This window comes from Longimicrobiales bacterium (genome assembly GCA_035764935.1).
GTDB lineage: Bacteria > Gemmatimonadota > Gemmatimonadetes > Longimicrobiales > RSA9 > DASTYK01.
The window spans coordinates 61174-73133 of sequence record DASTYK010000034.1 but is presented as its reverse complement, the minus strand read 5'-3'; the positions used below and the strand labels follow the sequence as shown (position 1 = coordinate 73133).

The following is an 11960-nucleotide window of genomic DNA, read 5'->3' as shown; positions in this document are numbered from 1 at the left end:
CTCGCGCTCGCGTACCTCCAGCTCCGGCCACTGCTCCGGCTGCGCATGAATCCTCAGCCGATAGCCATCCTTCTCCGCAATGCGCAGCCAGCCGATTGCACGACCGTCCCGGCCGCGTTCGATATGTGAGTTGATCGGCGGCTCCCACTCGCCGAATGGTGCCGCGAGAACGACGACGTCCGCTTCCAGCCCCTTGGCCTTGTGCAGGGTCATCAGCCGTACCACGTCCTCGCGCCCCGGCCGCAGCGGAGCCTCACCATCGTCGTCATCGAACGCTGCCTCGAGGGCGGAGAGTGCAGCGCTGAGCGAGGCGTCACCGCGAGCGGCCGCTGTACGCAGCGTATCCAGCAGGAAGAGCACGGCACCGGCGCGGGTCTCTCCCAGGTCCCCGGCCGCCGCGTGCGGCAGGAGTCCCAGCTCGTCGACGATGCGACCGACCGCGATGTCCGCGGGCTCGATCACCAACGATTGCCACCATGCGCGCAGCGTTCGCAACGCTCCGGCAACGGTTCGCTCGTCTTCTGTCGTGAGCGACCCGTCATCGGGGATCGGTTTCAGGATCTCGAGCGTGCGGCGCACGTCCAGCTCGGCGCTTGCCGGGCCGAGCACGTACGTGGCGATCTGGTCGTAGTCGAGGCCGAAGAACAGGCCGACCAGCGCGGCGAGCGTCCTGGTTTCATCGCCGGGGTCTTCCAGCGCCCGCAGGACGATCAGCAGCTCCTCCAGCTCCCGCTCCATGCCGACACCGCCGCCGCTCACCTGGACGGGAATGCCGCGCGCTTCCAGTGCGCGGGCGTAGCTGCTCAGGAAGCGGTTGACCCGAGTAAGGATCAGAAAGTCTCCCGGCTGACGCTCACCGCGACGCACGCGCTCCGCGATCCAGTGCGCGATCCGTTCCGGGTCCTCGCGCTCCATCGCGCTGCGGCCACGCTCACCGCCGTCGTCGAGCAGGTACCAGCGCACGCCCGCACCCGCCGATGTCTCCTTCTGCGCGTTCATGAGTGCGAACGCCGCCTGCGTCGCACTTTCCACGGGCGGAAACATCCCGTTGAACGTGGCGTTGACGAAGCCTGCAATCGCGGGACGCGAACGGAAATTCGCCGTCAGCTCCACGACCTCACCGCACTCGCGCAGGCGCTGCTTCACCTGGTTGTAGATGGTGATGTCGGCGCGCCGGAACCGGTAGATGCTCTGCTTCGGGTCGCCGACCACGAAGAGCGAACCGGGACGCGGCGTCGCGCGTGTCCAGTCTGCCACGCCGTCCTTCTCCGGCGCCTCCGCACCGGCGGCGAGGAGGAAGACGACCTCGGCCTGGATGGGATCGGTGTCCTGGAACTCATCGACGAGCAGGTAGCGATAGCGCTCGCCCAGCTCCGCGCGCGCACGTGCATGCATGCGCAGCAGCCGGGATGCGAGCATGAGCAGATCCTGGAACGTGAGCATCGCTTCCCGCTCGCGATGCTCCTGGAACGCATCGGCGGCGCGCAGTGCGAAGCGCAGCGCGATCGGATAGCGGTGTGCCCGCCAGGCGCGAATCGCGCGCTCGAGCACGCCACCATCCGTCATCATCGCAGCGTATTCTTCGGCGAGCTCCTTCGCGCGCGCCTTTCCCGCTGCATCGTCAGCCCAGCGCTTCTGCGTGATCTTCGCCGATGTGGGCAGATCGAGCAGCGCGTTGAGAAAATCGATCGGTTCGTCCCACCCGACGATGTAGCGCTGGTATCGCAGTCGGCGCACTGCCTGCTGCAACGGGTCCCAGCCATCCTCGGGCTCGACGGACGGAATGAGCTTCTGCGCCTGGTCGAGCCATCGCTCGAGCGCACGGCGCGCGAACTCGACCTGCGGCGGATCGTGCTCCGGTGCGTCGAACAGGACGTCAGGCTGCTCGACCAGTGTGCGGAAGAGGCCGTACAGCTGGTACGGTCGGAGGCCCGCGCGGGTCAGCTCCACGAGCTGGGCGTCGCCATCCGCTGCGAGCCGGTCGAGATGGGTATGCCAGAAGGTGACCTCGAGCTGTCGCTGCTCCGCTGCCTGCAGCTCACGAAAGCCCGGGTCGATGCCCGCCTCGACAGGTCGCTCGCGCAGCAGTCGGGCGCAGAACGCGTGGATCGTCCCGATGAACGCGCGATCGATCTCCCGCAGGGCACGCTCCAGCACCTGCGCCTGCGCATCATCCTTGTGGGCACGTGCGCCGCGGAGCGAAGCCTCCAGCTTTGTCTGGAACCGCTCGCGCAGCTCGGCGGCGGCCTTGCGCGTGAACGTTACCGCCGCCACCTCGGTGACCGGCGCGCCACTCAGCACCAGCGCGAGCATGCGGTTGACCATCTCCGTGGTCTTGCCCGCGCCCGCCCCCGCCTCGACCAGCATGTTTCGATCGAGGATCCGCTGGATGCGCGCGCGGGCTGCGCCGTCGGGAAGGCGCGCCAGCTCCTCGTCCGTCGACAGGATGCTCGCCGCTGCGCCTGCAGGTGCGAGCGGCACTGGCGCGACGACGCCCGGCCACAGGCTGAGCTGACCCGGGAGCTCCCTCATCACCACTCGCGGAGTGTCCGCAGGGCACGCAGCGCTTCGGCGTCGCCCTCGAAAAGCCGCTCGCTCCACTCCGCCGGTGGTGATTCAACCCTGTCGCCACCGACCCGGACGCGACACACGTTCGCGTAATCGCAGTAGCGGCAGTCCTCCCCCGCATTCTCCGTGGGGACGAACCACCCACGGCGTGCCATCAGCAGCAGGTGATCGATCAGGCGGGCCGAGCTGGTGATGTCGGCGCGCGTGTACACCACCCGCTCGTTCTCGCCGCGCACTCCCGGGAAGTGGTACTCCACCCGCTCGACGCGCCCGCCGTGCAGCGACTCCGCACCCGCCGCGTAGAACGCGTGCTGCAGCCTGCGCCCGCCGAAGTACACACCGGTCTCCCGCCGGAACGGATAGGTGCTGCCGGTCTTGTAGTCGACGACGGCGTGGGAGCCGTCCGGCAGACGGTCGATGCGGTCGATCCTGCCACGGATCCGCAGGGCGCCGCCCGGCAGGTCGATGCGCACCGGCACGTCCTCGCCGAACGCGGCCTCCAGTGCGATCCACTCGCGCGGCTCTTCCAGCAACATGCTCACGAACGCGCGCACGTCCGCCTCCAGCGCACGACGCTCCGCGTCGAGCACTGCGGGACCGGGGGGCGGCTGTTCCTCGCACAACCTGCCGAGCACGTCCTGCAGCGAGCGCAGGGCGAGGTCGCGCAATACTGCGCCTTCCGGAACGGTGGGCGCGAGCGGGTCGCGTGGGACGCCCTGCTCACGCGCACGCTGCAGCGTGCGCTCGAACACCTCGTGCAGGGCCGAGCCTCGCTCGAGTGCGTCCAGCCACCGGCCGGGCGTTGCTTCCGGGTCCTCCGGGGCGCGCACACGGAGCACGTGCTGCAGCAGATAGCGATGCGGGCATGCGCCGAGCGCCTGCAGTCGGGAGGCAGAGACCGCGACATCGCGGAAGCGCGGGTCGAACGAAGCGCGCGGCTGCAGCACACCGTGAAACGGATTCGGCTCGTCCCGCGCCCGCTCCTCCTGGGCCCGCAGCCCGCGCGACAACGCGGGGTATGCGCCGGCTACGACTGCCTCCCCGCGGCGCAGCACGCCGTCCCCGTCGAGCGCGTCGAGCCATGTGTCCGAGGAATCCAGCTGGGCACCGCGTGGTACGGCGGAGGCGTGCGGTGCAAGCGACTTCTGCATCCGGTCGTAGTCCGCCGTTGCGTCACCCGTGTGGAGGCGGAACGCCTGCAGCAGCTCGGCCGATGGTGCGACTGCCCGGCCTTCGGCCGCACTCCACGCCGCATAGCTCACCGAGACGGTGCCGCGCAGCCGTGCCAGCGCGGCGGCGAGTGCGTAGCGGCGCTCCTCGACACGCTCCGCGGCGGTCGGCAGCGCAGGGACACCGTCGCCCCGGGCGAGCCGCCGACGGTCGCCGTCGCTCAGCAGCGCATCCGTGGACGGGACGTCCGGGAAGCGACCGGCGTCGAGACCGACGATGAAAATGAGACGGCGTCCCGACCGTCCCGCGCCGTCGATGTCGGTGAAATGCAGGCGACCGCCAGAGCTCACCCAGGGTGCCCTGCCACCGGTTTCCGGTGCGGGCACGCGCTCGTCGAGCTTCTCCACGAGTGTTGCGAGCGCCGCGCGCAACGATGTCTCGCGGGTCAGTGTCGTTTCGATGCGTCGCAGGCGCTCCAGCATCCTGTCGCGCGCCGCGCGATCTACCTCGTGCTCTGCGCGACACAGCTCGAGCAGCGCGTGCGCACCGTGTGCGAGTGCGGCGGGCGACGTGCGCCGCTGCGCGTGCGGCACGTCCGCAAGCTGCGGAGTCGCTTCCAGAACCGGCCGCAGGAGCGACTCGAGTGCGAGAAGCTGCCGCCGTTCGCGGTCGCGGTACTGCTCGAGCTCCTCCGGCGAGCGGTCGTGCTCCTCGTCCGGTGGGTGTGCGAGCATGCGGAGCGCGCTCCTGATCGTTTCCAGGTAGCGGCCGCGCCCGCGCCCGATCCGCAGACGTCGCAGCCGGCGCGCGAGGGTAGGGCCGGTCGGCACGTCATCACCGCGGGGTCGGATCTCGCTGCGCTCGATCAGTCCGCGGATCACGTCCTCGCGGAAGTCCTCCTCGACCCAGCGCACGTATGCGGCGAGCACACGACCCGGCAGCGTGCGTGACACCGGCAGCCCCTGCGCGTAGCCCACCGGTACCTCGAGCCTGCGCGCGAGAGCATCGAGCGCGACCGCGTACGTCGCCGGGTCGGTGGCTGCGATCTCTGCCTCGTCCCAGTGCGCGCCGCTCCCGATGATGCGGCGCAGCACTTCCCGCAGCTCGCTCTCGATCGAGGTTGCGGCGTAGACGTGCAGCTGCTTCGCAGGCGCGGGCGCCTCCGCCGGTGCGTGCAGCCATGACAGCAAGGTGACCGGCGCATTCCCCTCGGCATGCAGCCGTGCGCGCGGCGTATCGAGACCGACTACGCAGTCGTCCGGGAGCACGACTGCGCCGAGCTCGATCATGCGGCGGAGCACCTCACCCGAGATGCCTCGCTGGTTCTGGCCGGGCACGATGAGAACGCGCGGCGCTGGCAGCCGGCCGACCTCCTGGAGCGCCGCACGCGCATGGGCGAACAGGTCGGCTGCGTCCAGCGCACCCAGCGCTCGCCGCCGCGCGTCGTACGCCTCGAGCACAAGTGCGAGCAGCTCCGCCCGTGCGGAATCGTCGACGTGGCGGCGCACGGCGGCCGGCGGGATGCCACCCAGCCGGAGGGCCTGCACGGACTGGGTGAGGGCGCGCCGCAGCCCGATCCCTTCCGCAAGCGCAGCGTACAGCGACGTCGCACCGCGACGCTGCAGGACCTCGTCCATTGCGGCGTCGATCAGCGTCTGCTCGTCGAATTCGTCCAGGAGCACGCGCTCGGCCGTGAGCGTGGCAGGTACCAGGTCCAGGGCGAGCCGCTTCGGCGTCGTCGGCTCGAAGCCCACCCACGGCACGCCGGCGGACGCGAGCGCCCGCAGCAGCTCGAGACCTTCACCGTGTCGCCGGCAGACCAGCAGCTTGCGATCCAGCGGCCGTGTCCGTGCCTCGTCGGCCAGCGCGCAGAGGAGCAGCGAGTGTCGCGCAGGGTCGAGCGGTTGGTTCATCGCCACCTAGAGTAGCCGCCCCGACCCGCCGGGTCGACCCCTGTTCGCATGTGAAGATTTCGTCATACGGCATTCACGTCCGCGTCACGCGCCGTCCTGCATGTTGTTCCCGCAGACGATGCAAATGGCACCCCCCGGCAGGATGCTGCGGTGACGAGGCTGCAGTGACGGTGACGGGGCCGACTGCCGGGGAGGCCAGCCCACTACCATGGAGGATGACGATGTCCAGGCGTTCCGTGCTGTTCAGCGGGCTGGCGCTGGTTCTCACCAGTGTGTCGGCCCAGGCCCAGACCACCGCCACAGCGGCCGTCAGCATCCAGATCAACCCGGTGCTGGCAATCAGCAGCAGTGGCGCATTCACCTTCCCGGTTGCCGACGACTCGCACTACGACGCCGGCGAGATCGTATCAACGGGTGGTCCGAGCCTGACCCACCGCGCCAACGTGCCCTACCAGATCACCCTGGAGGCGCAGTCGGGGACGAGCTTCACCTTCGCACCGGCCGCCGGGCGCTCCGATGCGGACCCGAACAAGCCGGTCAGTGACCTCCGGATCCAGGCGGATTTCGGCGGTGCGCCAGCGGACGAAGTGGTCGGCAGTGCGGGCAGCGGTACCACGTTCTTCACCCGTGCGACGCGGGGCGGCAACCTGACAGGCGAGTTGACCGCGCGCATGGCGCTCGACTACGACGACGATCCGCCGGGAACCTACTCGACCACGGTCGTCTTCACGATGGTCGCGCAGTAGTGCCTGTGTGGCGAGGTGACGGGCGGGTGTTCATGATGGGGCACCCGCCCGTCTTCGCTCTTGCAATCATGCCCGTCACACGCAACGTTGTCACTGCTTTTCCCCGTTGCGTCTGACCTGATGCGACGCCCCTCAGCGGAGCCGAGCCGTGGCTGAAGAAGGCCGCAGCAAACAGCCTGCACGCAGCATCCTGATCGTCGACGACGAGCCCGCCGTCCGCGCCCTGGCCGCACGGCTGCTTCGGAATGCCGGTCACGACGTCATCGAGGCCGGCAGCGGGGAGGAAGCACTGTCCGCAGTGGCCGACCGCGCGGAGCTGCACATGCTGCTCACCGATGTGCTGATGCGCGGCATGAGCGGCAGCGAGCTGGCCGACCGGCTGCGCTCCGAGCGCCCCGGCCTGCGGGTGCTGTTCATGTCCGGCTACCCACCGAAGCAGGTCGGCATCGACCCGGCAAGCAATGGTGACGGCTTTCTCGAGAAGCCCTTTGCACCCGTCGAGCTGAGCGCGCTGGTCGACCGGATACTGGGCGGTTGACCCGTCGTCGGGCTGAGCACCCCCCCCAAGACACGACCTGCCCCCCCGGGCACCCCTGCACACCGGATCCCGAACGACGGCCTAGTCCAGATGGACCCAGGCCAGGATCGGGAAATGATCGGAGCCGTACGGGTCCGGCAGCCGGCGGTACCCCGTGGCGCGGCCGTCTTCCAGTCTGAAGAACAGGTAGTCCAGGTACATCCGCAACACGCCCCCTGCCTGCTGGTACGTCGGCCCGCCCGGAATCGGCGGCGTGTCCGGGTAGGCCTGCCTGGCTCGCCAGATCGCGACCTCGTCCGGGCCGCGCATCCACGTGTTCATGTCACCGCCCAGGACGGCCCGGCCGCTGTCGGGCACTGCATCGAGCAGCCATTCGATCTGCTCGAACCGGGCACGCTCCGGGTTGCGCGCCCCTTCGGGCCGATTCTCGAGGTGCACGCTCGCGACGTGCATGTGCCAGGGCTCCCCGCCGGACGTGCGTCCCGACACCACCCCAGCAGGAACGACCCGCCGCTGCCGCGTCACCGGCAGCTCGTAGGCCGAGGGCTCGCTGAGCGGCAGGCTCGTCACGATTGCGCTGCCGCGATCCTCGCGCTGCTCCGCTCCCGCCTGCGGCCCGTTGCGCATCGACGGGGCGTAGAACACCGACAGCTCCGGGTGCCGCACCGCCCAGTCGGCGATGTCCGTTCGATTGCCCTGCGCCGGGGCCTCATCGATGCCGCTCGCGTACAGCATGTCCGGGCTGACCGCGGGTACGTCCGGGCTGTTGCGGTAGACCTCCTGCAACAGCAGCACGAAATGATGCACGGAATCGCCGCTGGTGAGCCGGCCTGCCCGCACGTCATCGACGAACTGCTCGAGTGCGCCGCCACCCACGTGGTTGTTCCAGGCGACGATCAGCACGGAATCCGCCACCGGCAGTGCACTCAGCGCCGAGTCGACGGCCTCCTCCGTGATGCGTGCGACGTCCGCCTCCGCGGAGCGCCGCGGCTGGTACACCGCCGGCCCAACGCCCGCGCACCAGCGCGCGAGCAACGACTGGTGCAATTCTCCCTCTGGCACGTAGAAGGCGACCGTGCCCGTGCGGCACAGCTCCGCGTCCGGCTGGACCGCCCCGCGGAACCCCGGCGCACACGCGCCCACCATCAGAAATGCCGGAACCAGCAGCCACTGACCTGTCCTGCAACGCCTCATGTTCCTCTTCCACCGGGTTTACGTTGGCGACCGGGCGTTGCAAGCTTCTCACCAGCGCGCACGGAACCTGTATCGCCGGATCGGCGTTATACACTCAGGCTGCCGCCCACTCTTCCCGAGGCTCGCATGCTCATCCGTCGACCTCCCGACGTCGCTTCCTCCGAGATCACTCCGGAGTCGGTGTACCTGGATCGCCGCCGCTTCCTCGGCGCCGCCGTCGGCGCAATTGCCGTCTCCTCCTGCAACCGTGACGAGGGTGAGGCCCAGACGGTGGCAGAGGCGCAGGAGGAGCTGACGCCGTGGGAATCGGTAACGACCTACAACAACTTCTACGAGTTCGGCACCGGCAAGGAGGACCCCTCGCGGAACGCGCACACGCTGCAGACGCGGCCGTGGTCGATCGCCGTGGAGGGGCATGTTGCGAAGCCGGCCGTGTACGACCTCGAGGACTTCATTGCACCACACACGCTCGAGGATCGCGTCTACCGGCTGCGCTGTGTCGAGGCCTGGTCGATGGTCATCCCGTGGCGTGGCTTTCCGCTGCGCGACCTGATCACACGCGTGGAACCGACGTCGAAAGCCAGGTTCGTCGAGTTCACGACGCTGCACGCACCCGAACAGATGCCCGGCCAGCGCGTGCCCATCCTCGACTGGCCGTATGTCGAGGGGCTGCGCCTCGATGAGGCGATGCATCCGCTGACCCTGATGGTCACCGGCCTGTACGGCCGCGACCTGCCGAACCAGAACGGCGCGCCGCTTCGTCTCATCGTCCCGTGGAAGTACGGCTTCAAGAGCATCAAGTCGATCGTCCGCATGCGCTTCGTCGAGACGCAGCCGGTCTCGTCGTGGATGGCTGCGAACCCGCGCGAGTACGGCTTCTACGCAAACGTGAACCCCGACGTCGATCACCCGCGCTGGAGCCAGGCGCGTGAGCGTCGCATCGGCGAGCTGCGGCGGCGGGAAACCACGTTGTTCAACGGCTATGGAGAGCAGGTCGCGTCGCTCTACAGCGGCATGGACCTGCGCCGCAACTTCTGACGGTCCTCGCGAAGGCGCGGCATGGACCTGCGCCGCAACTTCTGACGGTCCTCGCGAAGGCAGTGCTCTGGGCGGTCTGCCTCATTCCGGCCGCCCGCCTGGCAATCGATGCGTTTGCCGGCAGCCTCGGCGCCAACCCGATCGAGACACTGACCCATGAGACCGGTCGCGCCGCGCTGCTCATCCTGATCGCCACCCTTGCCGTCACACCGCTGCGTCGCATCACGGGACAGCACTGGCTGATCCGCGTGCGCCGACCGCTGGGACTGTTCGCGTTCTTCTACGCGCTGCTGCATTTCACGATCTACGTCGTGCTCGACCAGTTCTTTGCGTGGGACTACATCGTGGAGGACATCGTGGAACGACCCTACATCACGGTCGGCTTCACGGCGCTGGTGCTGCTCGTGCCGCTCGCAGTCACCTCGACGCGCGGATGGATCCGACGGCTCGGCCGCAACTGGGGGCGGCTGCACATGCTGGTCTACCCGGCCACAGCGCTCGCGCTGCTGCACTTCTACTGGAAGCTGGCGTCCAAGTCCGACGTGCGCGACGCGCTTGCCTACGGAGCCGCGCTCGCGCTCATCCTCGGCGTGCGCGCCATCATTGCGCTCGAGCGACGCCGGCGCCACTCTCGAGCGTGAGCGTCCAACGTTCCGAACCTGCTGGCGTCGACCGCCTGCCGCGGCGTGCACGCGCGACGCTGCATGCGGCCGCGCGGCGCATCGTGCCGGCGGCGTACATCGAGGACGAGTCGGCCGCGGAGCTCGAGACGTCGCTGGATCAGCGTGTCGCGGCGCTCGACCAGCATTCGCTCTCCCGGCTGCACGTTGCGCTGGCGCTCCTCGGTGCACGCCTCGCTTCACTGATCGCCTGCGGCTCGCCCCGGCCGTTCCATGCGCTGGCACCGCAGCAGCAGGACACCGCCCTGCGTCGCTGGGAACATGCACGGGGTGCGCTGCAGCGCGGCGTCTTCCAGGCCGTTCGTCGCCTCGTCCTGGGAAGCTGGTACGCCTTGCCGCGTGCCCAGCAGCAGATCGGCTACCTCGGCCCCTACCATCTGCGCGGGCCGCGCTTCCCCTGGGAGGGGCCGCTCGCAGGTACCACCCGGGACGACGAGCCGGTGCTGCGCGGCGCCCTGCAGCCGCAGCTCGACCTGCCGCTCGCATTGACCGGCGTTCGCAGTGCACGGACGGTCGACGCCGCCGTGCTGCGTGCGGATGCGTGTGTCATCGGCAGTGGCGCCGGGGGCGGAGTCGCCGCAGCACGCCTGGCCGAGGCCGGCTTCGACGTCATCGTCCTCGAGGAAGGCGGCTACCTCGCGCCGGCCGAGCTGGACGAGGACGAGGGGCGCATGACCGCCCGCCTCTACGCGGATGGCGGGGCACGGCTGACGGACGACGGTGCGTTCGCACTGCTGCAGGGCCGCACCCTGGGCGGCGGCACGACCGTGAACTGGATGCTCATGCTGGAGCCGCCGGCTCGCGTGCTGGACGAATGGGAGCATGCGCACGGTGCATCGCTCCTCGGCGCCAGCTCACTCGCGCCCGCTCTCGCGCACGTCGGCGGGGAGGTGCACGCGCGCCTCGTGCCGGAGGATGCCCACGACCGCGGCAACCGCATCATCCTGGACGGCGCTGCGCGGCTCGGCTGGAGCGCTTCGGCCGCCCGCATCAATGCAAAGGGGTGCATCCGCACAGGATTGTGCGGACTCGGCTGCCGCTATCACGCCAAGCAGAGCACGCTGGCCGTGTACCTGCCTCGCGCTGCGCGTGCGGGTGCCCGCATCCTCACCGACGTGCGCGCGGAGCGCATCGAGCTGCGCGAGCGCGGCGGCCGCGCGCCGCTGAAGCGCATTCATGCGACAATCGCGCAGGGTGACACGCGACGCGCACTCGCCATCGACGCACCCATCGTCGTCCTCGCCGCCGGCGCGGTCGGGACGCCGGTGTTGCTGCAGCGCTCCGGACTCGGCGGCGACGGCGTCGGGGACTGGCTCCGGCTGCATCCGACAACGGCTGTCGCCGGAGTCTACCCGGAAACGATCTACCAGGCCGCGGGCATCCCGCAGAGTTCCCTCTGCACGGAATTCCACGACATCGACGACGGCTACGGCACCTGGATCGAGTGTCCCCCGTTTCTCCCCGCACTCGCCGCGGTAGCCACGCCGGGCTTCGGCAGCGAGCACGCTCGCCGCATGAGCCGCTTCACCCACACGGCAGCGCTGATCGTGCTCACGCGTGACGGCCACGAGACCGGCGTCTCCAACGGGAGCGTGCGCGTGCGCCGCAACGGCGCAGTCAGCATCTCGTACTCGGCACGCGAGCACGAGTGGAAGCTGCTGCGGATCGGCATGCGCGCAGCAGCACGTCTGCATCTCGCCGCCGGTGCCACCGAAGTGCTGACGGTGCACAACGAGATCCCGCCGCTGCGCTCCGAGGGGGACCTCGAGTGGATGGAAGCGGCTTCGATGCAGCCGAACCGGCTCTCACTCTTCTCGGCGCACGTCAACGGCACCTGCCGCATCGGCACGGACCCCGCCGCGTCCGGCTGCTCCCCGGACGCGGAGCGGTGGGGCGTCCCGGGGCTCTACGTGGTCGACGGGTCGATCCTGCCGACCGCACCCGGCGTCAATCCGCAATGGACGATCATGGCCGCGGCATCGGTGATCGCCGGCCGGATCGCGGAACGCCATCGCTCCCGGTCCTCCGGGACGCACGGGGCCGGCTGACATAGAGCATTGTCACACATATATTTAAGATTCATCACGGCAGTCGTCTGCCGCACATGACCTCC

General features: G+C 69.5%; 8 protein-coding genes. 5 read left to right on the top strand and 3 right to left on the bottom strand.

The window, feature by feature from the left end; all coding sequences use genetic code 11:
• Nucleotides 1-2532: UvrD-helicase domain-containing protein (locus VFU06_02740; protein HEU5208306.1), on the bottom strand; the 2532-nt coding region annotated here is incomplete at its 3' end.
• Nucleotides 2532-5651, bottom strand: coding sequence for a PD-(D/E)XK nuclease family protein (locus VFU06_02735; protein HEU5208305.1), 3120 nt, complete (start codon nucleotides 5649-5651; stop codon nucleotides 2532-2534). The genes VFU06_02740 and VFU06_02735, both read right to left, overlap by 1 nt.
• Nucleotides 5652-5872: 221 nt before the next feature.
• On the opposite strand from VFU06_02735, the gene VFU06_02730 reads away from it, so the two are divergent.
• Both VFU06_02730 and VFU06_02725 read left to right on the top strand, forming a co-directional pair.
• Nucleotides 5873-6397, top strand: a complete 525-nt coding sequence (locus VFU06_02730) for a hypothetical protein (GenBank protein HEU5208304.1) — start codon at nucleotides 5873-5875, stop codon at nucleotides 6395-6397.
• Between the two features lie 148 nt (nucleotides 6398-6545).
• Nucleotides 6546-6935 carry a response regulator gene (locus VFU06_02725; GenBank protein ID HEU5208303.1) on the top strand — a complete coding sequence of 130 codons (390 nt, stop codon included), beginning with the start codon at nucleotides 6546-6548 and terminating at the stop codon, nucleotides 6933-6935.
• 81 nt (nucleotides 6936-7016) lie between these two features.
• On the opposite strand, the gene VFU06_02720 is transcribed toward VFU06_02725, so the two are convergent.
• Nucleotides 7017-8129: an endonuclease/exonuclease/phosphatase family protein gene (locus tag VFU06_02720; GenBank protein ID HEU5208302.1), complete on the bottom strand. Its 1113-nt coding sequence runs from the start codon at nucleotides 8127-8129 to the stop codon at nucleotides 7017-7019.
• Between the two features lie 126 nt (nucleotides 8130-8255).
• Between VFU06_02720 and msrP the strand changes: the two genes are divergently transcribed.
• The 3 genes from msrP (at nucleotide 8256) to VFU06_02705 (ending at nucleotide 11895) form a co-directional block, all read left to right on the top strand.
• Nucleotides 8256-9167, top strand: a complete 912-nt coding sequence (gene msrP, locus VFU06_02715) for a protein-methionine-sulfoxide reductase catalytic subunit MsrP (GenBank protein ID HEU5208301.1) — start codon at nucleotides 8256-8258, stop codon at nucleotides 9165-9167.
• A 62-nt stretch (nucleotides 9168-9229) separates the two neighbouring features.
• Nucleotides 9230-9808 (top strand): protein-methionine-sulfoxide reductase heme-binding subunit MsrQ, encoded by a 579-nt coding sequence (locus tag VFU06_02710; protein ID HEU5208300.1) that lies wholly within the window; start codon nucleotides 9230-9232, stop codon nucleotides 9806-9808.
• Nucleotides 9805-11895: a GMC family oxidoreductase gene (locus VFU06_02705; protein ID HEU5208299.1), complete on the top strand. Its 2091-nt coding sequence runs from the start codon at nucleotides 9805-9807 to the stop codon at nucleotides 11893-11895. The genes VFU06_02710 and VFU06_02705 overlap by 4 nt, the downstream gene beginning before the upstream one ends.
• Nucleotides 11896-11960: the final 65 nt, after the last annotated feature.